Below are 25,656 nucleotides of genomic sequence, written 5' to 3'. Positions count from 1 at the left end.
AACCGCCCCCTACAGCCGCTTCAGCCCTTTCATCGCCGCTGCAAATCGCTTCTGATTGCTGGCGGCGTTGGTGGCGTCCATGCCATTCGCCGCAATGATCTCATTGATCTGTGAAATTCTTGCGTCCGCAGTCGGATGCGTCCCGTCCGGATCGGGCACTTTTTCCTTGATGGCGCGCGTGCGGTCCAGGTACCTGGCCAATGCCGATGCATCGTAGCCGCCAAGTGCGCAGACAATCACCGCGCTTTTGTCGGCCTGCATCTCGTCTTCACGCTTGTAGTTATCCTTGAAAATGATGTCGAGCCCCTTGTCGACTGCCTGAGAGAAAGCCGCCCGCGCTGACTCGGTGCTTCCTCCCACCAATTGCGCAAGACCAGACGTGAGCGAATCATCCGCCCCCTTTATTTTCAGTTCCTTCACCACGTGCATTTCCGTCACATGCCCAATCTCGTGCGCAAGCACGCCTGCCAGTTCGGACTCGTCCTTCATCAACTGCAACGCCCCGGTTGTGACGAATACATACCCCCCGGGTGCGGCATAGGCGTTCACGTCGTTCGTTTCCAGCACCATGAAGCGGTATTCCAGTTCCGGCCGGTTCGTGCTGCGCACCAGCGAGAGCCCGACGAGATTGACGTATTTGATCAGGGCCGGATTGTTATTTGCCTTGTATCTTCCAAGTATTCGGGCTGAAATTTCCCGGCCGAATGCAACCTCGGCTGCTACATCGCCCTCGGAAAATTCGTCTTCCGTCGAAGCCCTTTCGCGCCAATCTTTACCGGCCGAGGCCGACAGAGAAACGAACACCAACGCGACCAAAGCCGCCATTTTCAGGTATTCGGTCGGTCTCATGGTTTGCTCCCTTCCATGAATTGACTGACCTCGTCGTCGCTGAACGACAGTGCTTCCATATTTTGCAGCGCCTTGTAATCAACCCGGTCTTCTGTGTCCGCGCGCTTCCGGTCTTCCTTCGTCAAGCCGCGCGCCGCAGCGGCGCTGGCAAACGACGACGACCTGCGTCGTACCCCCTGTTTGATTTCGGCATCGTCGGTCTTGATGTAGCCGCCACGCTTGAAGGGACGGTGCGTGGAAACAAGCAGCGACGAGACGTATCCTTCCTTGTCGCCAACCGCCACCTTGATCCAACTGCCTTCTTTGCCCTTTGCGGTAAGCGTCTGCCCCATTCCGACTTCGGCGAGCACGTTGGACCGGAAGGTTGGGGCAGAGAGTATTTTTGCCCTGGTGCTCTGCACGTAATAAAGCTGCTCCGCACCCACAGTCGCGGCAAGCAACATATTCGCCGCAAACACCGTTAACAACAAAATCCGCTTCTTCATGGTTTTCTCCTCAAACAAATGAATGCCCGCTTAATCCGTCCCGCCGTCAGAACCCGTGGTGTAGATATCCACCGCCTGTCCCCTGCCCTTCACCGTCACCTTGCCGATCAGCCTGCAAGCGATTTTGCCCTTGATCTTCTCGTAGGTGTATTCCGAAAATATCAGCGGAACCTTCTGCTCCTTGGTAATGCTTTCAAGCCGCGACGACAGGTTCACGGTGTCGCCCACCACGGTGTAGTTCTTTTTGATCTCAGAGCCGATGTTGCCAATCGTGGCCTCGCCCGTGTTGATGCCGACGCCGATGGCGATCTCATGCGCAAAGCCGCGCTCTTTGAGGATCCGGTTAACCTCCTTGAGCCCTTCCAGCATTTCCTGTCCGGCCAACACCGCCTGTTCGGCATGATTATCGGTCCGGACGGGCGCGCCCCAGAATGCCATGATCGCATCGCCTATGTATTTGTCGATGGTGCCGTTGTGCTTCAGGATGATGTCCGCCATCACCGTGAAGTGCACATTCAGCATTTCAACGATTTTCTCCGGCGCCTCGGTCTCCGACATGGTGGTGAACCCGCGTATATCGGAGAACAGCACCGTAATCTCGACCTTCTGGCCCGCGCTGGACTTTGCATACTCTTCGTAATTGTTCAACACCTCGTCGAGCACATCCTTGGAAACGTACTGGGTAAAAAGCTGGGAGACGCGGCGTTTCTCGGCGCCTTCCGTAAACGTCAGATAAGCGAATGAAAGGAATCCGGTTGAAAACAGGGCAAATACAAACGGCACCATCTCGACTTGCGTGTTCGACCTGAACGAAAGCAGCGCAAAGCCGACATAGCCCGCCAGCATGGCCAGCGGCAAAAGCATCCTGACCAGGAATCGCCGCGAAAACAACACCACCCAGGACGTCAGAAACACTCCAACCAAGAGGGAAAGATACGTCAACCTTCTGTCGGGCGGGTTCATGAAATCGTCCTGCAAGTAATTGCTCGCCAGGAAAGCGTGCAACAGCACGCCGGGCGCCCCGGCCCCCATCGGGATCGCTTTCAGATCCGCCGTGCCCACGGCACTGGTGCCGATGAACACGATGCTGTCCTTGAACTCGTCCGGATGCACCAGCACCTCGTCCACATCCCCATTCCTGATTTTCTGCAGGGACGAGAACACGCCGCTGATGGAATAGGTGTCCACTTTGTCCAGCGCATACATATTAATGATGAAATTGCCGTTGGCATCGACGGGCAGCGTGTGGCCGTCGAGTTTGATCGCTCCGTCGCCGATATCGACGGGCGTCTTGCTGTCGACAAAAGGTGCCAGGCCAAGCACGGGGAAATAATCGCCCCGATATTCGCGAAGCGGTTTGGTGCGCCGCAGGACGTTATCGCTGTCGGGCGCGAACTCAACCACCGCCACCCCTTTGGAAACCTCGGAAAGGCCCGCAATGGGCAATGCAAAACTGTTGTTTTCGATGCCCGGCTTGGCTTTGGACGTATCGCTCACGCCCGTCAAAGCAAAGCGTTTGACGAAATCCGCAGGGAGCGCACCGCTCAGCGCGGCCGCGTCACGGCCGCCCTCATCCGCCTGCTCCCGCGAGATCATCATGCTGTGGTAAGCATTCCGAAAGTCTCTGGTCGCAGTGCGCAAGGTGCCGTCGTTGGCCTTGTCCTGCCGTTCCAGAAACAGAATATCGAACAGCGCGGCACGCGCGCCGCCCATGGACAAAAACTCCAGCAGATCGGACCAGATCGCGCGCGGCCAAGGCCACCTGCCCGCAATCTCGTTCATCGACTTGAGCGCGGCCTCATCCACGAGGATGACTTTGATGCTGCGGTCCGGAATCTTGTCCGAACGCAACATCTTCGCCTGAATATCATAAGCAAAAAGCTCGGGTTTATGAAAAGCACCAAGTGAATACCCAACCACGGATATGGCGAACATCAGAAGCGCGATAAGAAGCGACACCCCGGCTTTATTGATCATGTCTGCCCAATGACTTGCGTTATTTGTTGTTTTTTCAGCCTAAAGAATCCACCAATCTGTAGGCAAACTCCCCGCGCTGGAACCATATTCCCAATCCTCAAGCCCGGTCAAGTATATAGGCCTGCCGAGCCAACCATATAGTCCATTTTGACTATACCGTTTTTGTGGTTTTGGTATAGGATTCCACGGCGCTTGTTGCGATGTACTGATAAATACCCAATCTGACAAAGGAGGTGGAATCGTGAGGAATCTGAAATTGACGCTGGTGCCCTTGGGCATCGTATTGCTGGTGGCGGGTTGCGGCGGAGGGGGATCGTCAGGTGACACCGCCGTTCCTGTCGGCACTGTGCAGATCACCTCATCCACAGCTACAGATGTCGCTGCAAAAGGCATGAGTTCGACTAGCCAAGTTAGCAGTTCAGGTAACGCCGCCTCGGCCCCTGTCCGTAGCGTGGCTGCAGACAAAGCCACAGGTGCAGCGAATGCTGCCTTGGCGTTGTTTGAACTTGCACGTGGAGGGCAGTTGCATTCTGCAGGTACAAAGGCAATTCCGGATGAAAACCTGCTTTGCGCCACCTCTGGAACTGCAGTAATGAGTTATACAGACAATAACAACGACACCTTTTTTGATGTTGGTGACGTTGCGACTATTACCTATACAGATTGTGTGAATCCGGGCATAACTCTGGATGGCTCCATGTCTGTCAGTGTCGCGGAGATGACACCAGCGAACAGCCCTACCCATATCAGAATTACCTCAACATTCACTAACTACCATAGCATCAGCACAGCCGAAGATTTGTTAATGAATGGCAATTTGGCAATGACCATGGATTACACAGTCGTGGGCAATGCCTTAACTTCCATATCTTATGTAATTTCCGGAACAGCACTCAATACACTCAGCAGCATTGACGGAACATTCGGGATAACCGACTATTCATTTGGGATATCTGCAAACTCAACCCAAACCAGCTTCGGCATTGGCATGATGGTGAATAGTAGTGCTTTGACTGGCACACTCTACATTTACACACCGACGCCGCTTACAGCCAACGCTGCATGCAACAATCCCTACGGTTTTGCAAATGGAGGTTCCCTACGGATTAACGGCGGAGGCGGAAGTTATGTGCTGCTGACCCCTGATCCAGATTGTGTGAATGTTGTGATAACCGGAAGCGATGGAACGACACCATTCACCATCAATACAAATTGGGCGTCACTCTGAACTTCAGACTCACCCACAATAAAGAGCGCCAGCAGTTTTGGCGCTCTTTTTTTAATCGCCACTTTCACCGCGCGCTATAATCTCCGCGCCTGGCGTCTTCCGGCTGTGCTGTCTTAAGCCGACAGAGCGGGTGTGGCAATCAGGTACGAATGCGCTTTTCACCGCCTCCAACAATTAAAACGGTACTTACGCGGTATCGTTGTGGGAACGAAACATGGCCGCCCAGGAACACCCGGAACACAAGCTTAAATTAGCCGAAGTGCTGAATTTGCTGGTCGCCGACGGCATGGTCGCCAAGGACGATACCGATGCGCTCTTCAACGAGAGACACGTCCGACGGCATGATGACCATCCCTTGGTGATCGTCGCGGGCAAAGCCTGGCGCTCGCTCATTCCGCCGCAGCGCATCCTGACGCTGGATATCCTCACGGAATGGCTGGCCGGCAAGGTCGGCCTGGAATATCTGCACATCGACCCGCTGAAGATCGACTTCTCCAACCTCGTCGATCTGATGTCCATCGACTATGCGAACCGTTTTTCCATCATGCCGATTCGCATTGAGGGCAACGAACTGGTGGTGGCGACCTCGGAGCCTTTCCTGCGCAACTGGGAAGCCGTGGTCAAACAGACTTCGCGCAAGGAAATCCGCCGCGTCTTTGCGTCTCCGACCGACATCAACCGCTATCTGATCGAGTTCTACAATCTGGCGCGCTCGGTAAAGAGCGCCACCAAGGCAAATGTGGAGTCCGGCAATCTCGCCTCCTTCGAGCAACTGGTCGAAATGGGCAAGACCAACAAGCAGTTCGACGCCAACGACCAGCATATCGTCCACATCGTGGACTGGTTGTGGCAATACGCCTTCGACCAGCGCGCATCCGACATCCACATCGAGCCGCGCCGCGAAATGGGCATTGTGCGTTTCCGTATCGACGGGGTATTGCATCAGGTGCATCAACTGCCGATGTCGGTGATCACGGCGATGACCAGCCGCATCAAATTGCTGGGACGCATGGACCTGATGGAAAAGCGCCGCCCGCAGGATGGCCGCATCAAGACCCGCACCCAGGAAGGACAGGAGATCGAACTGCGTCTGTCCACCCTGCCCACCGCTTTCGGCGAAAAACTGGTGATGCGCATTTTCGACCCGGAAGTGCTGGTGCGCGACTTTTCCGAACTGGGCTTCTCCGACGACGACCGTGCGCGCTGGCAGATGATGACCGCCAAGCCCAACGGCATCATCCTCGTCACCGGCCCCACCGGCTCCGGCAAGACCACCACGCTGTATTCCACGCTCAAGAGCCTGGCAACACCGGCGGTAAACGTGTGCACGCTGGAAGACCCCATCGAAATGGTGGAGCCCGCATTCAACCAGATGCAGATACAAACCGGGCTGGACCTGACGTTTGCCGAGGGCGTGCGCGCGCTGATGCGGCAGGACCCGGATATCATCATGGTGGGCGAAATACGCGATCTTGAAACCGCCGAAATGGCGATCCAGGCCGCGCTCACCGGCCACCTGGTGCTCTCCACGCTGCACACCAACGACGCGCCTTCCGCGATCACGCGCCTGCTCGATCTGGGCGTGCCGTACTACATGCTCAACGCCACGCTGCTCGGCATCATGGCGCAGCGTCTGGTGCGCACGCTGTGCCCGCATTGCAAACAGCCGACTCCGATACGCGAAGACGACATCGAGTTGTGGAATGGTCTGGTTGCACCGTGGAAAGCAACGCGTCCGACCCAACTGCAGCGGCCGCACGGTTGCCTGGAGTGCCGCATGACCGGCTATTCGGGGCGTATCGGCATCTACGAAATCCTGCTCATGTCGCCGGAACTGCGCAAGCTCATCACCCCCGAGACCGACATTGCCGCCGTGCGCGAACAGGCCAACCGCGAAGGCATGAAACCACTGCGCATTTCCGGCGCGCTCAAGGTTGCATCCGGCGTGACCACGCTGGACGAGGTGCTGAAAACTTCACCCCCGGCCGAACAAGTTTGATTTATTTACATCGTTAAACAGGAACCGACATGACACTGACAGAACTCAACGAACGCTTCGCCATCGGCAACCACGTGCAATTCAAGGAGATTGCCGAAGGCATGATCGTCGCCGAGGTTGCCAACCATCACGCGCTCGCCAACATCGCATTGCAGGGCGCGCATATCGCCACCTTCCAGCCGCGCGGCGAAGAGCCGGTAATCTGGCTGTCACCGTTCGCCAAGTTCGCTCCGGGCAAATCCATACGCGGCGGCGTGCCGATCTGCTGGCCGTGGTTCGGCCCGCACAAGACGGACAGCAAGCTGCCCGGACACGGCTTTGCGCGCACCGTGCCCTGGGAAATTTTTGAAACCAAAGCGCTGCCCGACGGCTCGACTTTCCTGCGCTTCGGCCTGGTCGAAAGCGACGTCACCCGCACGCAATGGCCGCACCCCTGCACCCTGCAACTGTCGGTGACGGTCGGCAAGTCCTTGCGCGTGGAACTGTCCACGCACAACACCGGCAATGCGGCCTTCGAACTCGGCGAAGCCCTGCATACTTACTTCCAGATCAGCGATGTGGCCAAGATGACCATCCGCGGACTGGAAGACTGCGCCTATCTGGACAAGGTGCAGGACTTTGCGCACTGCACGCAAAAGGACGGCATCGTCATTGAAAGCGAAGTGGACCGCGTTTACGTCAATACCGCCGCCGATTGTGTGATCGAGGACAAGGGCCTGAAACGCGCCATCCGCATCGCCAAGCAGGGCAGCATGTCGACCGTGGTGTGGAACCCGTGGACCGAAAAAGCCGACAAGATGGGCGACTTCGGCGAAAACGGCCACCGCGGCATGGTGTGCGTGGAAAGCGGCAATGCGATGGAGAACGTCGTCAAGCTGGCGCCGGATGAGACGCACAAGCTGGTGGTGGTGTATAGCGTGGAGAAGTTGTAGTCGGGAGCGCCGACGTCCCGTCGGCTCATTTGAAAACATGCCGACAAGGACGTCGGCGTACCCCAAAAGCAAAGAGCATCCGTAGGTTGGGCAAAGCGCAGCGTGCCCAACAAATAAATCATCATTCTCAATGTTGGGCACGCTGCGCTTTTCCCAACCTACCCAACCATACGCGTACCAAACAAAAGAGCCGCTTCGCAGCGGCTCTTTTTTATTGCATCGACAAAGCGTGCTTAGTTCGCGCGCTTCTTGAACTCGTTGGTGCGAGTGTCGATTTCGATCTTGTCGCCGATTTCGATGAATGCCGATACGGGCAACTCGTAACCGGTGCTGAGTTTGGCAGGCTTCATCACCTTGCCGGAAGTGTCGCCGCGCACGGCCGGCTCGGTGTAGATCACTTCGCGAACGATGGTGTTGGGCAACTCCACCGAGATGGCTTTCTCGTTGTAGAACACCACTTCGCAAGGCATGCCGTCCTCGATGTAGTTGAGCGCATCGCCCATGCATTCGGCTTCGATCTCGTACTGGTTGTATTCGCCGTCCATGAACACATACATCGGGTCTGCAAAATAGGAATAGGTCACTTCCTTGCGATCCAGCATGATCTGTTCGAATTTGTCGTCCGCTGCGTATACCGTTTCCTTTGCGGAATCGGTCAGCAGATTCTTCATCTTCATCTTGACTACGGAACCGTTGCGGCCGGAGCGGCTGTATTCGGCCTTGAGGATAACCATAGGCTCGGCACCAACCATGATGACGTTACCTGCGCGGAGTTCTTGAGCGATTTTCATAGCGATCTGCCTAATGCTTAATTTCGAAGGCGCGGATTTTACCCGAATATTCCACAAATTTGCGAGATGATCGCGCAGCATTTTGCGAACTTTAGCCTGGTTGGTGACCGGCCTGTTTACCCCACCGGATTGATAGGGTAGCTGCCACACGGCGACTCGCCACCCAGATAAAGCAGGAATATCCCAACCAATCAAAAGACTACCACTTTCCTGCGATGATTTTCTGGAGGTCCGAAGCGGCCAGTTCACGGTAAAAATCCAGCAGATTCCGGGCGAGGTTATTGGACGCAAGCCGATTGGCCCATTTTGGGCCATGCAGGCCCAGCACCCCGAAATGCGCCGCAAAGCGCCCCCATGCCCCGGAGATGTCTGGCCCGCCGTTCCAGGCCAGCCACAAATCCCTGACTGCCTGCGCTGCTTCGGGCGGCAAACCCGCCGCATAGCGCGCGCGCAGCGCCTCCAGTTTTTCCAGATGCACCCCATCGTGCTGCGGGTAAATCTGCCAGATGAAAGGCCGCCCAGCCCATTGCGCCCGCACACAGGAATCCTCGCCACGCACAAAATTGACGTCACAAGCCCACAGCAATTCGTCGTAACGCTCCTGCTCGACGAAGGGCAGCGCATGCACGCGCAGATTGCCGCGTTGCCAGACCTCACCCGCCTTGCCGGTTTTCTGGCTGAAAAACCCTGCCACCTGAGGCAGGGAGCGCCCTTCCGGCACCAGACAAGTCACGGGCAGATCACCAGACTCCCAAGCGCCCAGCAATGCTTCCATCGCCTCGTTCTCATAACCGAACAAGGACACACGCAATTCGCCCGCTGCGCGCTTGGACACGCCAAGTCCCTGCCAATAGCGCTGCAGCGCGCCCGCATCAGACTGAAACGCATCGCGCCGCGCCAGCAGGTCGCGCTCCAGCAACAAGCCTCCGGTCTTTTCCGTAAAGCCGGGAAAGAAGAAATGCTTGGTCAGCGGCAAGCTCGGATGCGGCGAAGGCAGTTTGTGACAACCCTCCACCCAGTCTTCGGCAGAGAGATATTCGAGGTTCAGCCACACCGGCTTCGGTTCCCGCGCAGCCATCGCCTGCATATAAGTTTCCGGCAATTTGCACGCGAACGCCTCTATCACCAAGTCCGCCCCTCCCCTCGCCCGCCCCTCACCCCCCGCCCTCTCCCAGTGGGAAAGGGAGTTCTTACGGGGTTGGGGGTGAGGGATGAAAGTCTCGGGCACCCATTTCAAGATTTCCACCCCGCGACAGCGCTGCTCATCCCGCGTCGAGTCCACCTCCGGGCACAACTTGCCGAAACTGCGCAGGTCATCCACCCACAGCCGCACCACCATGCTGTACTCATTGGACAGCTGCCGCGCCAGGCGCCAGCACACGCCGATGTCGCCGTAGTTGTCGACCACGGAGCAGAAGATGTCGCAGCGAATTGTTTTACCCACGGTGTCAGCCATTGCGAGTCAGGCGGCCTGCTGTTCCTGAATGAAACTCCCCTCGCCGTTCTGCCCCAGGCGCGAGGCCAGCACCGGCATGACTTCCTGCAGGGTGGCATACAGGGTCCACGGCGGGTTGAGGACGAACATGCCGCTGCCGTGCATGCCGAAGCCGTCTGCGGAGGGGCGCTGTACGCTCAGCGCGACATGCAGCCAGCTTTTGACGGGGAGTTCCTTTAATTGTGCGGGCAGTTGCACCGATTCGCTGCGCTGCAATTGCGGATACCACACCGCGTAAGTACCGGTGGCAAAACGCTTCAAGCCTTCCTGCAGCGCCTTGACCACGCGCTGGTAGTCCTGCTTTTCTTCATAGGGCGGGTCCATGAGCACGAAGGCGCGGCGCGGCGGCGGCGGCAACAGCGCCTTGAGCGCGCCGAAGCCGTCGGCCTTTTGCATCAGCACCTGTGCGTCGTGGGCAAAGTTCTCTTCGAGAATTGCATGATCGGTCGGATGCAGTTCATACAGGCGCATCCGGTCCTGCTCACGCAGCGCATACTGTGCGACCAGAGGCGAACCCGGATAGAGTTTCAGGGTTCCGTCCGGATTGAAATGCCGGACCATGGCCACGTATTCCTGCAGTGACTTTGGCAGACCTTCCGCATCCCACAGTCGGGCGATGCCGCTCTCGAACTCGGCGTTCTGCGCCGCGTAGTCGCTATCCAGTTCGTAGCATCCCGCACCCGCGTGCGTGTCGATGTACCAGTAGGGTTTGGCTTTCTGCGCCAGATAGCGCAGCAGTTCCAGTTCAACCAGATGCTTGAGCACATCGGCATGGTTGCCGGCGTGAAAAGCGTGGCGGTAACTCAGCATGAAATTTCCTTACTTGTTGACGCGAATTGATTCGCTGTTGATTATCTGTGCGAATGAATTGGAAACTACAGGATTATGCCAGCGGAGCGGTCACTCCGCATGCAACGCCTCCACCGGATCGAGCCGCGCCGCGCGCATGGCAGGGACAACACCCGCCGCAAGGCCGATCGTGATCGCGGTCAGTTCCGCCAGCACGGCATACAGCCAGGGTGTGTGCACCGGCAAGGCCGGAAACAGCAGGTGCAGCCCCTGCGCTGTGCCAACACCAAGCAGCAGCCCCATCAGCCCGCCCAGCGCGGACAGAATCATGGCTTCGCTCAGGAACAAAGTCAGCACCTGCTTCTCGCGTGCCCCCAGCGCACGCAGCAGGCCAATCTCGGCCGTGCGCTCGGTGACGGCCATGGTCATGATGGTGAGGATGCCGACGGCGCCGACCAGCAGCGAGATGCCGCCCAGCGCGCCCACGGCGAAGGTAAGGATGTTGAGCACCGAGCTCAGTACCTCCAGCGCCTGTTCCTGCGAGATGATGGTGAAGTCCTCGCGCCCATGCCGTTCGATCATGCGTTCCTTGATGAGGCGAATCACCGTGTCCGCCGGGACATCGGCGCGGTAGCTGACGTTGACCTCCATCAGCCCCGGACGATTGAACAATTCCATCGCGCGCGCGGCCGGGATGAACACCGTATCGTCCATGTCCATGCCGAGGATCTGTCCCTTCGATTCCATCACCCCGACCACGCGGTAACGCTGCCCGCCGACGCGCAGGTACTGGCCGAGCGGGTTGATTCCTGGAAACAGTTCCTGCTGGATCTTGGCACCGATCACCGCCTGCGCGCGCGCCTGTTCGTCGTCCGCATCCGTCCAGAAACCACCGCTCTGCACCTTCATGGTGAAAGCCTTGCCGAAATCGCGCCCCTCGCCCAGCACCATGGTGCGCCGCGACAGGCCGTTGGCGCGCACTTCCGCGTTGCCCGCCAAACCGGGGATCACATATTCCACGTAAGGCAGGCGGCGCAAGGCATCGGCATCCTCCAGCGTCAGTTGCCGCACCGAACCGAAGATGCCGACGTTGCCGCCTTGCGTCTGGGTTTTGCCCGGTTGCACGCTGATGATGTTGGTGCCGAACTGCGAGAATTCGGAAAGCATGAACTGGTGCAGGCCCTCGCCGATGGAAGTGAGCAGAATGACCGCCGCAATACCGATGGCGATGCCCAGCCCGGTGAGAAAGCTGCGCATCCGGTAGGTGAGGAAGCTTGAGGAAGTGAGGGTGATGAGGTCGCGCAGGTACATATCATCATTCCTGTGCCGTTGTGGTCGTTCCTGTTTCGCCTTGCTCTTTCTTCCGTAAGCCATCAAATAGTTGTATCGGCAAAGGCAAACGATAGTGTCGACAAGCAACGATTATTATCGGCCACCAAGCAAATTTAATAGCGGACAGTTCTTGAAAATGAGTCGTCTGCTCACACTCCCCAAAGACTTGAGCAAGAAACACATCCATACCACGCTCAAGACCTAGATGGGAAAGAGTAGCTCCATGTGCATCTTTGTTTGCATAGAAATGCTCTTCAGAATTTTCATCTGGATACCAGAACTGAAAATTGCAATGTCTCAGCAATTTCTTTTTCAATTCCATAACCTTGCCATACACCCCTTCATTTTGCACAAGAGCTGCCCACAGTCCGATCAATGGATACAGGATGCTCCCTTGAGTAACGGTCTCTCTGTATGCACTGTCACCAGATTGTGGGTGTTCCAGCAGCTCGCTATAAGAATTCTGCGTGCTGGGATAATGCCCATGCACTTGATATGAAAAATTGGCACGATCGATCATTTCTACAAACCAGCTCTCAATATATCGATGATTGCTTGCCTCTGTTGCAAGTGCCAATAAGGAAATAGAAATATCTATCGCCTGATCATCCTTCGCAGGCAGCAATAAGGCAGGATTATTGGTTATTAATGCCTTGATAGCCGAAACATACTCCCAAGTATCCTGGAAATATTTCTGCTGCATCACCTCTTCACCATCAACACACCTTCTAGCTCCCCAATAAGCCCAAACTCCGCTTATTCCAAGGCGCCCCAACAAGTCGAATAGTTTGAGATTAATATCGAGGCTATTGGATGCCCGAATTGCACTGGAGAGGGCATGTTTTTTTTCGACATGCGGTAGAGTATTGGCTAGATGGAATTCGGCGCATATTTGCTGATATGCCGAAAAAATGGAGAGGAATGCATCCTGAACAGCCTGTGCTGACTTATTGCTTTTCTCTATATATGCTTTCAAGATATGCCAGCCATGCAATAGCGCCAATTCACCAGCCAAATACGCCGACTCCATATTTTTTGCTTCACGAGCCCACGCAAACAGCACCCACAAACAAATGCTTATTTGCCGGATTGAGGTAATTCGCCCAACATCCTTTTCGCCGTCCTTTCCAGAAAGAGCAACAACAAGCCTTTCAAAATGACGGTACGATGCTTCCGGCTCATCGAGCAGGGCCAGCGATTTTCTCAAATCCGCACGACAATTTTCCGGAAGTAAATCTTCTCTGAGGAAATTCGACAGAATGAGTTCGGAGAGTTTGTCGCCATTCCATTCTTCAAATGAAATGGTTTCAGAAGTATTTCGTTCTTCAAACCCTTTAAGTTGCTCACGCACCTGTTCCTGGACATCACCACCAAAGCAAATGCAAATCACCACCTTTTTCCCACGATGTTCAACGGGAAGGCGATGAGGAATGTAGGCGTCAATGATTTCATTGAGTGACCGGCGGAGAGATTGCTCTGAATCGCTATCCCAGTCTTTCCTAGTTAAATCACCTGCTTTGATAGAGAACAGGAAAACCTTCTCATCCCCAGCCTCCAAACAACCAACGGCTCCCACATCCACGCCACGCTGAGTGGTCCCCCTCCCCGGGCGCGAGAACACATTCAGACCAAGCTGACTAAGAAGATCAGGGAGCACTACATCCAGCTCGTCGCGTTCCCTTAAGGAAGATAGATACTGTTTAAGGATGAGCTTCATGCCTGGAATCTTTCATTCCTGAAAACCCTGAGCATGTAATCCAATCCAAATGGATCAAGATTCTGCATTCTCGGAAACTCGATCTCGACCCCGTGAGAATGCAAGGGGGTTTCCATGCGATGCATCTGCCCATTTACGCCATGAACATAATTGATTGATTTCCCGCCATAGAGCAAAACACTTTTTGTGAACAGTTTAGAGAATACAGATTTTTCTTCTACTTCCTCCATGGATTTCGTCATTTGGCGTGAAAATTGCCGCCTGTATGCTTCTCTCTGCGCTGTGCTTGGGTACAGTGCAGGAAGAACGCCCACTGAACGCAAACCCTCCAGGTACTCATCAACCGCCTTAATGGCTTCTTCCAGCGCTTCCTTCACCTTTCCATTCTCTACGTTTACTTGCTGGACAGCATACTCGCGAACTTTACCGGTGTAGTTGAGCAACAAGGGATCGAAAAGCAGGGCGCCTAACTCAGCCAGAACTTCAACATCTTCTGTCTGCCGCATCAGCGATACCATAAGGGACGCTGCGCTGATTGGCTGCATAAATAGGTAGCCGATAATTTTTCTTGCCAGAAAGAACATATGCACAGCATCCGTTGATTGCAGCTCCGATATATCAATCTCCAACAACCTCTCTTCTCGATGATATGCTCCTGCCACAATGTCATGAACAGCACTACACAACGCCCTCTCACCCAGCACGAGCCATCGTGTAAGGATTTTACTTAGCAGCACATTATCACCAAGAATCACCCCTACAACACTATCAAACATCCCTATCGACAATTCTTTTGGGTGTGTAAGCAACATGCCTTCCAGCCAGCGGATAGCAGATTCAGGGCTACCGCCTTTTATCAGATGCGAAATACCATAATCGATGTTGTCCAGCGTACCTTTATGAGTTGGTTTGACACGAGTCAGATTGCTCAGCAACATGCCGACAAGCGGCTCAGGTAGCGCTGCGGTGTGCAAGAATAAAACCTCTGATGCTGCGTGAATCGTAAATTCGTTCCCTTTCGACAACACCTTTGCGATTAACTCAGTAAAGCGCTCTTCCTGATTCCCATCCTGCCGCAGTAGCGCATAAATTGTTCGCAAGGATGCCGCAAGAACACTATCTTCTATTTCCCTATCAACACAGCTTTCGATTCCAGCAACAGCTTCCTCAAGAAATGCTGCATTTCCCTGAGAATCAAAGTTTGCAATGGAAATAACTGCCCCTCGCCTCAAATCGATATTTGCGTCTTTACTCAAACGCACCGCGTGCAACAAGAATGTCTGACAATCAGAGCGAAACCCCGCAGAAAGGGTGGCAGCCAGCAAATCCGAGAAGTCATTCGGATTGGCTTCGATTTCAGTTAACGCGTCTCTCGAACGAGGCAACTGCCTAGCGCAATACTCCACAAACTGTCCAACAATCGTGCCGGCAGCAAAATCTTGACCTGCACTACGATACAAATTCAGGACGCATCGCATCACCGGCAGGACTGCCGCATCGATATGCGGCAAAGCCTGTTGAAAAACATCACGTGTGAGAAAAAAGTCCGGCCCGTTGGCTGAACCGTTGCTGAGCGCGGAGAACGCCTCCACAACATCGACCAGTTTTTCGTTATGCAACGATGCCAATTCAAAAACTACTTCTTGACGTGCCTCATGATCTGCTGACAGGCAGTCATATACTGCATTTAGAAAATTACCTTCGTTATATGCTTTCAACAACTCATCTCGATAGCTCACGATAGGTAACTCCACTGCCATTAGGAAAATATATTGGGCATGTTTATCGTTACGCGGCTCGCCTGTCCGGCAATTTCATGTCCACCACGATCTCGTCGTAAGGGGCGTAGACCAAGCCGGCGGCGTCTTTCTCGATTGCCATCCACTCGATCAAGCGTTCGCAATCGTTGTACACATTCTTGTAGTCGCGTTTGAGTTGCCTTGCCAGTTCAGCGACCGTCATCGCACCGCCTTCGCGCAGAGTCCCGATCAATTCCCATCGTTTTGGAGTAAAGACAGAGAACAATTCGCCCACATCATCGAACCCCACGCCGAAATAGGGTTGTGCCGACTTGCCTTGTTTAGCCGACTTCATTGCGGCAGAGGCTCGCGCAAGGCTGGCTGTCATTGGCTCCCCGACAGTCAGGTGCAGTACGGCGCTTTCAGTTTTCATTTCGTCGCCTCCAATACGTCTTGCCAGAAATCTTCGAGCAAGCGGATTTCATCCACGAACAAATAAGGCAATTCGGTTTTACCCACATGCCGATGATCGCCCTTGCCGCGCTCGTTGTCGTAACCAACCAGTCGCTTACCGTCGCGCACATAAACCAGCCGGTATTTGAATGGATGCTCAGACGGAGGAACCGGCTCCGGCACCCGCCAAACCACCAGTTCGACGACGCCACCGGCATAGCTGCGTTTCTCGCGATAGAGCAAATCGGCGTTAGCGCTCATGGAAGGATTATGTGCTCCGGCATTTTATGGTGTCAAGCACCATACCAACAAGACTTATCTCCCCGCCAACGCGGCCACCGGATCGAGCCGCGCCGCACGCCGCGCGGGCCATACGCTGAACAGGATGCCGGTACCCAGCGCCGTGGCGCAGGCGGCAATCACTGCCCACCAGGGCGGCGACACCGGCAGTACTGGATAAAGTTGCCCGATGATCATGCTGCCCGCATAGCCCAGCGCCAGACCGGCCGCGCTGCCGATTGCGGACAGCAGTGCCGCCTCGGCGAAGAACAGCAGGCGTATCTGTTTGCCGGGCGCGCCCAGCGCCTTGAGCAGGCCGATCTCTTTGACGCGTTGCGCAACGGCGATGAGCATCACGTTCATGATCAGCACGCCCGCCACCGCCAGACTGATGGCGGCGATACCGCCCACCGCCATGGTCAGCGCGGTGAGGATGCGGTCGAAGGTTTCCAGCAACGCGTCCTGGGTGATGACGGTCACATCGCGCTCGCCGCCGTGGCGCTCGGTCATGATGGTCTCGGCATCGTGCACGGCCTGCTCGATGTAGTCGCGGCTTCTGGCTTCGATGAGGATACGAAACAGGCCCGAAGTGTTGAACAACTGATGCGCGGACGCGACCGGAATGATGACCAGATCGTCGGTATTGAAGCCCATGGATTCGCCCTGCGAGGCCAATACGCCGATCACACGAAAGCGCCGGTCGCCCAGACGCACCCACTGCCCCACGGCCTGTTCGTTGCCGAACAATTCCTGCTTCATCCGGTTGCCGAGCACGCACACCGAGGCGCTTTCGCGGATATCGCCTGCGGGCAAAAACCTGCCGATACCGACGCTCATGTGGCGCACCTCAACCAACTCGGCGGTGGAACCCAGCACCACCACTTCGCGATTGAGCGCGCCGCGCGACAGCGAGGCCGATCCGACGGTAAGCGGGGCGATGCGCTTGATGGCGCGGCTGCGCAGCAGCGCCTGCGCGTCTTCCAGCGTGATGTCGCGCGGCGTCTGCCCGGACATCAGGCCGGGACCGATGCCTGCTGTTTCGGTACGACCCGGCAACACGATGACGAGATTGGTGCCTAACGACGAGAACTGGTCCACCACGTAACGGCGCGCACCCTCGCCCAGCGCGGTGAGCACCACCACCGCCGCAACGCCGATGGACATCGCGAGGATCATCAACAGCGTGCGGGTCGGGCTACCGCGCAGGCTACCGGAAGCGAACTGGAGGGTATCGGTGAATCTCATTTACCGCGTCATTCCGGCGCATGCCGGAATCCAGCAAATTGAACAAGCCCTGCGAAGCAGGACAACAATTAAATGCCTATTGAATAACAACGCTGGATTCCGGCCTGCGCCGGATTGACGGGAAAGAGTTTTACTTTGAATCATTTTGATTCGATTCATCGGAAACGATGCGCCCATCCAACATATGAATCTGCCGTTTGGCGCGCGCCCCGATCTCCGCATCGTGCGTCACCACCACCAGCGTGATGCCCTGCTCCAGCAACCCTTCCAGCAATTTGAGCACTTCCCAACCGGTGGTGCGATCCAGGTTGCCGGTGGGTTCGTCGGCCAGCAGCACGGTGGGATTCATCACCGTGGCGCGGGCAATGGCCACGCGTTGGCGCTGGCCGCCGGAGAGTTGATCGGGCTTGTGGTCGGCACGGTCGGACAAACCATAGTTCTGCATCAGCACCCGCACGCGCGCCTTGCGCTCTTCTGCGGGGATTCCCGCGAGGATCATCGGCAGCTCGACGTTCTGCGCTGCAGTGAGGCGCGGCACCAGATGGAATGACTGGAACACGAAACCGATCTTCTCGCGGCGCACGCGCGCCTGCTGCTCGTCGTCCAGATCGCCAACATTGCCGCCGTCCAGCAGATAGGTGCCGGAGGTCGGCCGGTCGAGCAGGCCGAGCATGTTGAGCATGGTGGATTTGCCGGAGCCGGACGGCCCCATGATGGAGATGTATTCGGCCGCATCAATGCGCAGGTCGATATCGCGCAATGCGGCGACTTGCTGGTCGCCGACGGTGAAGGTGCGGCAGACGTTTTGCAGTTCGATCATTGTGCCGGCTTGGCTTCTTCCGGCACGACGCGCACGCCCGCCTTCACGCCCGCCCTGTCCAGCGATAACACGATCTGGTCGCCTTCATTCAGACCGGAGACCACTTCGGTATATTCCCAGTTGGATAATCCGGTCGCCACCTTGCGTTCTTCCAGCATGCCTTTGCTGCCGTAAAACAGTACGCGATTGCCCTCCATCAGCGTCTGCGCCGGGATGCGCGGCACCTGCTTGCGCACGTCATGGATAATCTCGACATCGGCGCTGTAGCCGACCAGCAGGTTGTCATTGGCGGAGAGCTTGTCGAACTCGACTTCCACTTCGACCGTGCGCGCCTGTTTTTCCAGGTCGAGCACATAGGGTGCGATGCGCCGTACCTTGCCGTCGAAAGTGCGGCCCTTGATCGCGTCCAGCGTGATGCGGCTGCGCTGCCCGACCTTGAGTTTGGCGGCATCCACTTCGTCGATGGGCGCGCTCACATAAAGGCAACTGTCGTCGATCAGGTCGATGGCGGGGATAGTCAGAATGCCGGGCGGCGACGGCGTTGCGTATTCACCCAGTTCGCCGCTGATATCCGCTACCACGCCGTTGAACGGTGCGCGCAGCACCATGCGATCCAGCCCGGCGCGCGCCAGTTCGATGCGCGATTTGCTTTGTTCGATGTCGCCCTTGGCCGAGGCGCAGGCGGATTGGCGTGCCGACGCATCGGTGAGCGCGCGATCAAGTTGCTGGGCGGAGATAAATCCCTTGTCGCGCAGTTCCTGCGAGCGCACGGCGTCGCGTTGCGCGGCATCGGCCATGGTGCAGACTTCCTGCACCCGCGTCAGCGCGACATTGAGTTGATCCCGGGCCAGGCTTTCCTGCGCATGCAGGTCGTCATTCCACAGTTCCAGCAGCACCTCACCCTTCTTTACGCGCTGGCCCTTTTTTACCCGCAGCTTGGATATCTGCCCGCCCGCGGACGGCGACATCTTGGCGCGACGACACGCATTCACGGTGCCCGCGCGCGTGTTACTGACCGACGCTTCCACGGTGCCGCGTTCGACTTTTTGCAGTACAACTGAAATGGGTTTGCTGCGCGTGAGAAACCCGATGCCGACCGCCAATGCGGCGACGACGATAGCGAGAATGGCAAATTTCTTGTACTTCGGAGGAATGCTGCCGAGTTGCGGGAAAGTCATTGCTGCTCCTGACTGTTCACTGCGAAATGTGAAACTGGAAGGTGGTGCCGATGACCGGAATCGAACTGGTGACCTACGCGTTACGAGTGCGTTGCTCTACCGACTGAGCTACATCGGCCTTCCGGCGCGGATTATAAGCGGAGAGGCTACCAAGCGGCAACGATTAACGCCAAAGATAAGGAGAAACATCGAAAGGTTGCGGCGTCCCGTTCATGGTATTGAGCAGCACTTCCACGGCTGCGGGGGACATGGTCACGCCGTAGCGGAAATGGCCGCTGTTGATGTAGAGGTTGGGCAGTTGCGGATGGCGGCCTATGGTGGGGATATTGCCGGGCGAAGCCGGACGCAAGCCCGCCCAGTGCTTGACCACGGGCCTGTCGCGCAGGGCGGGAAGCAAGGCGGCGCCCCGTTGCAGCAGCATTTCGCGTGCTTCATCGGTGGTGGATTTGTCGAAGCCCGCATCTTCGCGCGTGCTGCCCAGCAGCAAATGGCCGTCGCGTCGCGGAATGAGGTAAACATCGCCCTGCAGCACGATATGCGGCAGCGGGGGCGTGTCGAATTTGAACAGCAGCATCTGGCCGCGTATCGGCTTGATGTCGAGCTTCAGCGCGTGTGCGCCCAACAGCACCTTGCTCCATGCGCCTGCGGTCACGATGTAGGCGTCCGCGCTGAAATTGCCCTGCGTCGTCGCCAGATGCCCGACCCGGCCGGCATTGACCACGACCTCCCCGACTTCGCATTGTTCGACGATGCGCCCGCCGAGCTTTTCGACCCTTGCGCGCAGGGCTTGCAACAGGCGCGGGTTGCGGGCCTGGGCGACGTCGGGCAACAACAAGCCGTCGCCCTGTTGCTGCACCTTCACGCCATGCGCCGTGCACCATGTCATGGCCGCCTGCATATCCAACGGCGGCAATACCAGCATGCCGCAGCGGTTATATTCGGGATCGATGCCGGTAGACTGGAGCAGCGTCTCGGCCAGCGCGCCGAACTGGCTCATTCCGCGCAAAGCCAGACGGTTCACTTCATCCGGATAATCCCATAGACAAAGCGGGGACAAAATCCCTCCGCCTGCCCACGAAGACTCCCGGCCGACCAAACCCCGTTCCAGCACGGTCACATCGTCGCCCTGCCGCAACAGCGCCTCCGCCGTTGCCAGTCCCAGCGCGCCGGCGCCTATCACCAGATTCGATTTCAATTGGCCACCCTTGTTCGTTACCCGGCCAATGCCTTCGGCAAGGGGAACACCACGTTCTCCCGAATGCCGTCCGCTTCGCGCACGCTGACGGCGCCCAACTCTTTCAGACGCGCAATGACTTCCTGCACCAGCACTTCCGGCGCGGAGGCGCCGGCGGTGATTCCGACGCGCGGTTTGGCTTGCAGCCATTCCGGCCGGAGTTCGCTGGCATTGTCGATGAGATAGGCCGGTACGTTGAGATTCTTTGCCACTTCGCGCAGCCGGTTGGAGTTGGAACTGTTCGGCGAGCCGACCACGATGACGAGATCGCATTGCCTGGCCAGCATCTTGACCGAATCCTGGCGGTTTTGCGTGGCATAGCAAATGTCGTCCTTGCGCGGCCCGGTGATCGCCGGGAAGCGCACTTTGAGCGCAGCGATGGTGACGCTCGCATCGTCGATGGACAGCGTGGTCTGCGTAACATAAGTCAGGTTCAGTTCGTCCTGCACTTTCAGGTTTTCGACATCGGCAGGCGTCTCGACCAGATACATGCCACCCGTGCTTTGCCCCATCGTGCCTTCCACTTCGGGGTGACCTTTGTGGCCGATCATGATGACTTCTTTGCCCTGCTGGCGCATGCGCGAGACTTCGATGTGCACCTTGGTCACAAGCGGGCAGGTCGCGTCGAACACGGTCAGGCCGCGCGCCTCGGCTTCACGCCGCACCGATTGCGGCACGCCGTGCGCGCTGAAAATAAGGATGCTGCCGGAGGGCACATCGGCCAAGTCTTCGATGAAAATCGCGCCCTTGGCTTTCAGGCTGTCCACCACGAATTTGTTGTGCACCACTTCGTGGCGCACATAGATGGGCGCGCCGTGCAAAGCCAAAGCACGCTCGACAATCGCAATGGCGCGATCCACACCCGCGCAGAATCCGCGCGGATTAGCGAGCAGCAGTTCCATGCTCTTTGCCCCTGAAACTGTCCCAGATCAACAAGGCGGCCCCGCAGGTGATGGCGGAATCGGCCACATTGAACGCGGCGAAGTGGTAGCCGCTCCAGTGGAAATCCAGAAAGTCCACCACGTAGCCGTAGGCAATGCGGTCGATCAAATTACCCAGCGCACCGCCCAGAATGAAGGCCAGCGAAAAGCTGAAAAGCATTTCCGTCTGGTGTTTGCGCAGCAGCCACACGATCCAGACCGAAGCGGCAACGGCCACGAAGCTGAAGAGCCAGCGTTGCATACCACCCGCCTCGCTCAGAAAGCTGAATGCGGCACCCGTGTTGTGCGCCAGCACCAGGTTGAAGAACGACGTGACCGCCATGCTCTCGCCATAGACGAAATGGCTATTGATGGCTGCCTTGCTCAACTGGTCGAGCACGATGACGACAGCCGAAATCAACAACCAGCGCTTAAGCATGAGTGCGCGCCTCGCCGCTACCGAACAGATTGCTCACGCAGCGCCCGCACAATGTCGGATGCGCGGCATCGCTGCCAACATCTGAGCGGTAATGCCAGCAGCGTTCGCATTTGGCGTGCGCGCTCGGCACGGCGCTGATCTCCAACTCGCCCTCGCGCAGATGCACATTGGCGCGCGAAGTGATGAACACCAGCCGCAGATCATCCCCCAGACGCGAAAGCAGTTCGAAGGTCGCTTTCGGCGCATACACATCGACTTCGGCCTGCAGGGCTGAGCCGATGGCGCCGGTCGTCCGCTGCTCTTCCAGTTTCTTGTTCACTTGTTCGCGCACGGCCCGGATGTCGGTCCAGGCGCTAACTTCTGCGCCCTTCAGTCCGGAATCGGGCAACTTGTACCAGAGCTGCTCGAACACGCTCTCGCTGTCCTTGCCGTTCAACACCGCCCACACTTCTTCGCCGGTGAAGCTCAGGATAGGCGCAATCAATCGCGCCAGCGACTGGGTGATGTGATACAGCGCGTTCTGCGCGGAACGGCGCGCTTTGGAGTTCTCGCCTGCGGTGTACAAACGGTCTTTCAGGATATCGAGATAGAAACCTCCCAACTCTTCCGTACAAAAGCCCTGCAATTTCTGCACAGCGAAGTGAAACTCATAGCATTCGTAATCGCCGCACACTTCTTCCTGCAGTTTCTGCACCAGCGACAGCGCGTAGCGGTCGATTTCCAGCCATTGATCCACGGGCATCGCATCGCGCTTGATATCAAAGTCGGCGATATTCGCCAGCAGGAAGCGCAGTGTGTTGCGAATGCGGCGGTAGCTGTCGGTCACGCGCTTCAATATTTCTTCTGACAGCGAGATTTCACCCGAATAATCGGTCGAGGCGATCCACAGGCGCAGCATGTCTGCACCCAGCCTGTTGCAAATATCCTGCGGCTCGATGCCGTTGCCCTTGGACTTCGACATCTTGTGGCCCTTCTCGTCCACCGTGAAGCCGTGCGTGAGCAATTGCCGGTAGGGCGCGCGTCCGTCGATTGCGCAACCTGTCAGCAACGAACTCTGGAACCAGCCGCGATGCTGGTCTGAACCTTCCAGGTACAAGTCGGCGGGATAGGCCAATTCTTCACGCTTGCGCAGCACCGAGAAGTGCGTCACACCGGAATCGAACCACACATCCAGCGTATCGGAGAGCTTGCGGTAATGCGGCGCGTCGTCGCCCAGCAAGTCCACGCTATTCAGGCTGAACCACGCTTCGATGCCGGACTTCTCCACCAGTTTGGCGACCTGCTCCAGCAATTCTGTCGAGCGCGGATGCAGTGCCATCGTCTCCTTGTGCACGAAGAACGGCATCGGCACACCCCAGTTGCGCTGGCGCGACACGCACCAGTCGGGACGATTCTTGATCATGGCCTCCAGACGTGCGCGCCCCCAGGACGGGAAGAACTGCGTCTGATCGACGGCTTTGTTCGCCAAATCGCGCAACGGCTCGCGCTCCCCCTGAGTCATGCCAATGAACCACTGCGGCGTGGAGCGGAAGATGATCGGCGTTTTGTGGCGCCAGCAATGCGGGTAGCTGTGCTTCACTTTTTCCTGATGCAGCAGGTGTCCGCTCGCCTCAATCGCTTGCAGCACGATATCGTTAGCTTTCCACACGAACACGCCGGCCAGCGGCGTGCCGCCGACTGCGGGCGTGGTGGAGATGAACTTGCCGTCGTCGCCCACGGGATTCTCGTTCGGCAGGTTGTAGCGCTGGCCGACCACGTAGTCGTCCACGCCGTGCGCCGGTGCGGTATGCACCAGCCCGGTACCCGCTTCCAGCGTGACATGTTCGCCGCAGATGACGGGCACGACGCGGTCGTAGAACGGGTGCTGCAAAGACAGTCCTTCCAGTGCCGATCCATAGCAAGTGGCAGCGACACCGTCGCCGCGGTCGTTGCTGCCGCCCAATTCGTAGCGCTTCAGGCAATCGGTCGCCAGATCGTACGCCAGAATCAGGTAGCCCTTGTCGGTCTTGATCAGGTCGTATTCCAGCGCCGGATGCACGCTTACACCCTGGTTGGCAGGCAAGGTCCACGGCGTGGTGGTCCAGATCACCGCATATACCTTGGCGCTGCCCGGCAGCGATACGCCGAACGCCTTTTCCACGGCATGTTTGTCTTTCACCTCGAAGCCGACGTCGATGGCTGCCGAGACTTTGTCTTCGTATTCCACTTCGGCTTCGGCCAATGCGGATTGGCAATCCAGACACCAGTTCACCGGCTTGCGCCCTTGATACAAGTAGCCGCGCTCATGAATCTTGCCGAGCGCGCGAATGATGTCGGCCTCGGTCTGAAAATCCATGGTCAGGTAGGGATGATCCCAGTCGCCGATGATGCCGAGGCGGATGAAGTCCTTTTTCTGGCGTTCCACCTGCGCCTTCGCATATTCGCGGCACAGCTCGCGAAACTGCGATGCGGGGATGGCCTTGCCGTGTTTCTTTTCCACCTGCAACTCGATGGGCAGGCCGTGACAATCCCAACCCGGCACGTACGGAGCATCAAACCCGGCCAGCGTCTTGGACTTGACGATGATGTCTTTCAGCACCTTGTTCACCGCATGGCCGAGGTGAATATCGCCGTTGGCGTAAGGCGGGCCGTCATGCAGAATGAATTTCGGGCGCCCCTTCGCCGCTGCGCGGATGCGCTGGTAGCGCTGTTGCGCCTGCCATTGCGCCAGCATCAGCGGCTCGCGCTTGGCGAGGTCGCCGCGCATCGGGAATGCCGTGTCGGGGAGATTCAGCGGATATTTCTTTTTGTCTTCACTCATGATCTATGAACCATTGCTTTGCATTTTCAACATCCAACGCGATCTGCCGCGTCAGCTCGTCCAACCCGTTAAACTTCTGCTCGTCGCGCAGCTTCTGCAGGAACTCCACGCGCAGATGCTTGCCGTAAATCTGCTGCGCGAATTCAAACAGATGCACTTCCAACACCGGTTTGGCATCTATTTTCAGCGTCGGGCGTACGCCCAGGCTCGCCACACCCTGCAGCACACCCAGCCCTTCGGCATGCGCCAGCACTACGTATATCCCTTTTAGCGGCGGCAGATTGTGTTTCAACTGGATATTCGCCGTGGGATAGCCCAGTTTGCGTCCCGTGGCATCGCCGTGCACCACGCGCCCGCTGATACTGTAGGGTCGCCCCAGGTATTCGCGCGCTTTGCGAATCTGCCCCGCCGCCAATTCCGCGCGTATCGCAGTGCTGGAAATGCGCACGCCTTCGTGCAGGACACTGTGCTCCGCCTGAACCTCGAAGCCGCGCTCGGCGCCAATCTTCTGCACCAGCGCAAAATCGCCCGCACGCCCGCTGCCGAAACGAAAATCGTCGCCGATCAGCACGAACTTCGCATGCAGTTTTTCATGCAGTGCAAGAATGAATTCTGCCGCAGACTTCTGCGCAAACTGCGCGTCGAAACGGCACACGTGCACACGATCCACGCCCATTGTCTCGAACAGCTCCAGCTTTTCACGCAGGCTGGTGAGCCGCGCCGGAGCCTGTTGCGGGGCAAAGAATTCGCGCGGATGCGGCTCGAAGATCACCACCGCCGTCTGCAACCCGCGCCCGTGCGCCACCGTCTTCAGTTCATTGAGGAGCGCCTGATGGCCGAGATGAACGCCGTCGAAGTTACCGATGGTGACCGCAACCGTTTGAGTGTCAGCAGAGTAAAGACCGCGTAGAATTTGCATAGGTCGCGGATTATACCGTGAGATGGGCCGCCGAGC

22 protein-coding genes and 1 tRNA gene are annotated in these 25,656 nt (G+C 57.3%); 3 read left to right on the top strand and 20 right to left on the bottom strand.

Annotated features, from left to right (window positions below; translation table 11 throughout):
* Window positions 1-9: 9 nt before the first annotated feature.
* Genes Q7V20_RS16395 through Q7V20_RS16385 form a run of 3 tightly spaced genes read right to left on the bottom strand, consistent with a single transcriptional unit; the run spans window position 10 to window position 3,311 of the window.
* Complete coding sequence (locus Q7V20_RS16395) at window positions 10-849, bottom strand: M48 family metalloprotease (RefSeq protein ID WP_304793489.1); 840 nt, start codon at window positions 847-849, stop codon at window positions 10-12.
* Window positions 846-1,334 carry an SH3 domain-containing protein gene (locus Q7V20_RS16390; RefSeq protein WP_304793486.1) on the bottom strand — a complete coding sequence of 163 codons (489 nt, stop codon included), beginning with the start codon at window positions 1,332-1,334 and terminating at the stop codon, window positions 846-848. Before Q7V20_RS16390 ends, Q7V20_RS16395 begins: the two co-directional genes overlap by 4 nt.
* Window positions 1,335-1,364: 30 nt before the next feature.
* The gene (locus Q7V20_RS16385; protein WP_304793483.1) at window positions 1,365-3,311 is read right to left on the bottom strand and encodes an adenylate/guanylate cyclase domain-containing protein; all 1,947 of its coding nucleotides are present in this window, start codon (window positions 3,309-3,311) and stop codon (window positions 1,365-1,367) included.
* A 241-nt stretch (window positions 3,312-3,552) separates the two neighbouring features.
* Here Q7V20_RS16385 and Q7V20_RS16380 point away from each other — a divergent pair, with 241 nt between their 5' ends.
* From Q7V20_RS16380 to Q7V20_RS16370, 3 genes are all read left to right on the top strand, one after another.
* The gene (locus tag Q7V20_RS16380; RefSeq protein ID WP_304793482.1) at window positions 3,553-4,539 is read left to right on the top strand and encodes a hypothetical protein; all 987 of its coding nucleotides are present in this window, start codon (window positions 3,553-3,555) and stop codon (window positions 4,537-4,539) included.
* Window positions 4,540-4,753: 214 nt separating this feature from the next.
* Entirely contained in the window at window positions 4,754-6,538 is a 1,785-nt protein-coding gene (locus Q7V20_RS16375) for a GspE/PulE family protein (RefSeq protein WP_304793479.1), read from the top strand.
* 29 nt (window positions 6,539-6,567) lie between these two features.
* Window positions 6,568-7,470, top strand: coding sequence for a D-hexose-6-phosphate mutarotase (locus tag Q7V20_RS16370; RefSeq protein ID WP_304793476.1), 903 nt, complete (start codon window positions 6,568-6,570; stop codon window positions 7,468-7,470).
* 233 nt (window positions 7,471-7,703) lie between these two features.
* Here Q7V20_RS16370 and efp read toward each other — a convergent pair whose 3' ends face one another.
* The 17 genes from efp to Q7V20_RS16285 form a co-directional block, all read right to left on the bottom strand.
* Complete coding sequence (gene efp / locus Q7V20_RS16365) at window positions 7,704-8,261, bottom strand: elongation factor P (protein ID WP_304793520.1); 558 nt, start codon at window positions 8,259-8,261, stop codon at window positions 7,704-7,706.
* Window positions 8,262-8,460: 199 nt separating this feature from the next.
* A complete protein-coding gene (gene earP, locus Q7V20_RS16360) occupies window positions 8,461-9,717 on the bottom strand; it encodes an elongation factor P maturation arginine rhamnosyltransferase EarP (protein ID WP_304793472.1) in 1,257 nt (418 codons plus the stop codon).
* Window positions 9,718-9,723: 6 nt separating this feature from the next.
* Complete coding sequence (locus Q7V20_RS16355; RefSeq protein ID WP_304793469.1) at window positions 9,724-10,566, bottom strand: 23S rRNA (adenine(2030)-N(6))-methyltransferase RlmJ; 843 nt, start codon at window positions 10,564-10,566, stop codon at window positions 9,724-9,726.
* Between the two features lie 90 nt (window positions 10,567-10,656).
* A complete protein-coding gene (locus Q7V20_RS16350; protein WP_304793466.1) occupies window positions 10,657-11,856 on the bottom strand; it encodes an ABC transporter permease in 1,200 nt (399 codons plus the stop codon).
* Window positions 11,857-11,860: 4 nt separating this feature from the next.
* Window positions 11,861-13,594 (bottom strand): hypothetical protein, encoded by a 1,734-nt coding sequence (locus Q7V20_RS16345; protein WP_304793463.1) that lies wholly within the window; start codon window positions 13,592-13,594, stop codon window positions 11,861-11,863.
* Window positions 13,591-15,333 (bottom strand): hypothetical protein, encoded by a 1,743-nt coding sequence (locus Q7V20_RS16340; RefSeq protein ID WP_304793460.1) that lies wholly within the window; start codon window positions 15,331-15,333, stop codon window positions 13,591-13,593. Before Q7V20_RS16340 ends, Q7V20_RS16345 begins: the two co-directional genes overlap by 4 nt.
* A gap of 49 nt (window positions 15,334-15,382) precedes the next feature.
* Window positions 15,383-15,766 carry a hypothetical protein gene (locus tag Q7V20_RS16335; protein ID WP_304793457.1) on the bottom strand — a complete coding sequence of 128 codons (384 nt, stop codon included), beginning with the start codon at window positions 15,764-15,766 and terminating at the stop codon, window positions 15,383-15,385.
* The gene (locus Q7V20_RS16330) at window positions 15,763-16,047 is read right to left on the bottom strand and encodes a DUF6516 family protein (protein WP_304793455.1); all 285 of its coding nucleotides are present in this window, start codon (window positions 16,045-16,047) and stop codon (window positions 15,763-15,765) included. Before Q7V20_RS16330 ends, Q7V20_RS16335 begins: the two co-directional genes overlap by 4 nt.
* Before the next feature lie 54 nt (window positions 16,048-16,101).
* Entirely contained in the window at window positions 16,102-17,310 is a 1,209-nt protein-coding gene (locus Q7V20_RS16325) for an ABC transporter permease (protein ID WP_304793452.1), read from the bottom strand.
* A gap of 130 nt (window positions 17,311-17,440) precedes the next feature.
* Complete coding sequence (locus Q7V20_RS16320) at window positions 17,441-18,130, bottom strand: ABC transporter ATP-binding protein (protein ID WP_304793449.1); 690 nt, start codon at window positions 18,128-18,130, stop codon at window positions 17,441-17,443.
* On the bottom strand, window positions 18,127-19,308 hold the full coding sequence (locus Q7V20_RS16315) for an efflux RND transporter periplasmic adaptor subunit (RefSeq protein WP_304793446.1): 1,182 nt from the start codon (window positions 19,306-19,308) through the stop codon (window positions 18,127-18,129). The genes Q7V20_RS16320 and Q7V20_RS16315 overlap by 4 nt, the downstream gene beginning before the upstream one ends.
* Before the next feature lie 42 nt (window positions 19,309-19,350).
* Window positions 19,351-19,426, bottom strand: a tRNA-Thr gene (locus Q7V20_RS16310).
* Window positions 19,427-19,471: 45 nt separating this feature from the next.
* On the bottom strand, window positions 19,472-20,503 hold the full coding sequence (locus Q7V20_RS16305) for an FAD-binding oxidoreductase (protein ID WP_304793443.1): 1,032 nt from the start codon (window positions 20,501-20,503) through the stop codon (window positions 19,472-19,474).
* Window positions 20,504-20,520: 17 nt separating this feature from the next.
* Window positions 20,521-21,444, bottom strand: coding sequence for a 4-hydroxy-3-methylbut-2-enyl diphosphate reductase (ispH, locus tag Q7V20_RS16300; protein ID WP_304793440.1), 924 nt, complete (start codon window positions 21,442-21,444; stop codon window positions 20,521-20,523).
* Window positions 21,425-21,901: a signal peptidase II gene (gene lspA, locus Q7V20_RS16295; protein WP_304793436.1), complete on the bottom strand. Its 477-nt coding sequence runs from the start codon at window positions 21,899-21,901 to the stop codon at window positions 21,425-21,427. The genes ispH and lspA overlap by 20 nt, the downstream gene beginning before the upstream one ends.
* Window positions 21,894-24,701, bottom strand: coding sequence for an isoleucine--tRNA ligase (ileS, locus tag Q7V20_RS16290; protein ID WP_304793433.1), 2,808 nt, complete (start codon window positions 24,699-24,701; stop codon window positions 21,894-21,896). The genes lspA and ileS overlap by 8 nt, the downstream gene beginning before the upstream one ends.
* A complete protein-coding gene (locus Q7V20_RS16285) occupies window positions 24,694-25,620 on the bottom strand; it encodes a bifunctional riboflavin kinase/FAD synthetase (protein WP_304793430.1) in 927 nt (308 codons plus the stop codon). The genes ileS and Q7V20_RS16285 overlap by 8 nt, the downstream gene beginning before the upstream one ends.
* Window positions 25,621-25,656 lie beyond the last annotated feature (36 nt).

This window comes from Aquabacterium sp. (genome assembly GCF_030652515.1).
Classification (GTDB): Bacteria; Pseudomonadota; Gammaproteobacteria; order Burkholderiales; family Burkholderiaceae_C; genus Aquabacterium.
Note: the sequence above shows the minus strand (reverse complement) of the source record. Positions and strands in the feature narration are given on the sequence as shown.

Bases quoted from the DNA above. Each gene is read 5' to 3' on its own strand.
- Q7V20_RS16320 (WP_304793449.1), bottom strand. From the start codon at position 18,130: ATGATCGAACTGCAAAACGTCTGCCGCACCTTCACCGTCGGCGACCAG.
- Q7V20_RS16395 (WP_304793489.1), bottom strand. From the start codon at position 849: ATGAGACCGACCGAATACCTGAAAATGGCGGCTTTGGTCGCGTTGGTG.
- Q7V20_RS16325 (WP_304793452.1), bottom strand. From the start codon at position 17,310: ATGAGATTCACCGATACCCTCCAGTTCGCTTCCGGTAGCCTGCGCGGT.
- Q7V20_RS16285 (WP_304793430.1), bottom strand. From the start codon at position 25,620: ATGCAAATTCTACGCGGTCTTTACTCTGCTGACACTCAAACGGTTGCG.
- Q7V20_RS16315 (WP_304793446.1), bottom strand. From the start codon at position 19,308: ATGACTTTCCCGCAACTCGGCAGCATTCCTCCGAAGTACAAGAAATTT.
- ispH (WP_304793440.1), bottom strand. From the start codon at position 21,444: ATGGAACTGCTGCTCGCTAATCCGCGCGGATTCTGCGCGGGTGTGGAT.
- Q7V20_RS16375 (WP_304793479.1), top strand. From the start codon at position 4,754: ATGGCCGCCCAGGAACACCCGGAACACAAGCTTAAATTAGCCGAAGTG.
- ileS (WP_304793433.1), bottom strand. From the start codon at position 24,701: ATGAGTGAAGACAAAAAGAAATATCCGCTGAATCTCCCCGACACGGCA.
- Q7V20_RS16335 (WP_304793457.1), bottom strand. From the start codon at position 15,766: ATGAAAACTGAAAGCGCCGTACTGCACCTGACTGTCGGGGAGCCAATG.
- Q7V20_RS16385 (WP_304793483.1), bottom strand. From the start codon at position 3,311: ATGATCAATAAAGCCGGGGTGTCGCTTCTTATCGCGCTTCTGATGTTC.
- lspA (WP_304793436.1), bottom strand. From the start codon at position 21,901: ATGCTTAAGCGCTGGTTGTTGATTTCGGCTGTCGTCATCGTGCTCGAC.
- earP (WP_304793472.1), bottom strand. From the start codon at position 9,717: ATGGCTGACACCGTGGGTAAAACAATTCGCTGCGACATCTTCTGCTCC.
- efp (WP_304793520.1), bottom strand. From the start codon at position 8,261: ATGAAAATCGCTCAAGAACTCCGCGCAGGTAACGTCATCATGGTTGGT.
- Q7V20_RS16345 (WP_304793463.1), bottom strand. From the start codon at position 13,594: ATGAAGCTCATCCTTAAACAGTATCTATCTTCCTTAAGGGAACGCGAC.
- Q7V20_RS16370 (WP_304793476.1), top strand. From the start codon at position 6,568: ATGACACTGACAGAACTCAACGAACGCTTCGCCATCGGCAACCACGTG.
- Q7V20_RS16355 (WP_304793469.1), bottom strand. From the start codon at position 10,566: ATGCTGAGTTACCGCCACGCTTTTCACGCCGGCAACCATGCCGATGTG.
- Q7V20_RS16390 (WP_304793486.1), bottom strand. From the start codon at position 1,334: ATGAAGAAGCGGATTTTGTTGTTAACGGTGTTTGCGGCGAATATGTTG.
- Q7V20_RS16330 (WP_304793455.1), bottom strand. From the start codon at position 16,047: ATGAGCGCTAACGCCGATTTGCTCTATCGCGAGAAACGCAGCTATGCC.
- Q7V20_RS16350 (WP_304793466.1), bottom strand. From the start codon at position 11,856: ATGTACCTGCGCGACCTCATCACCCTCACTTCCTCAAGCTTCCTCACC.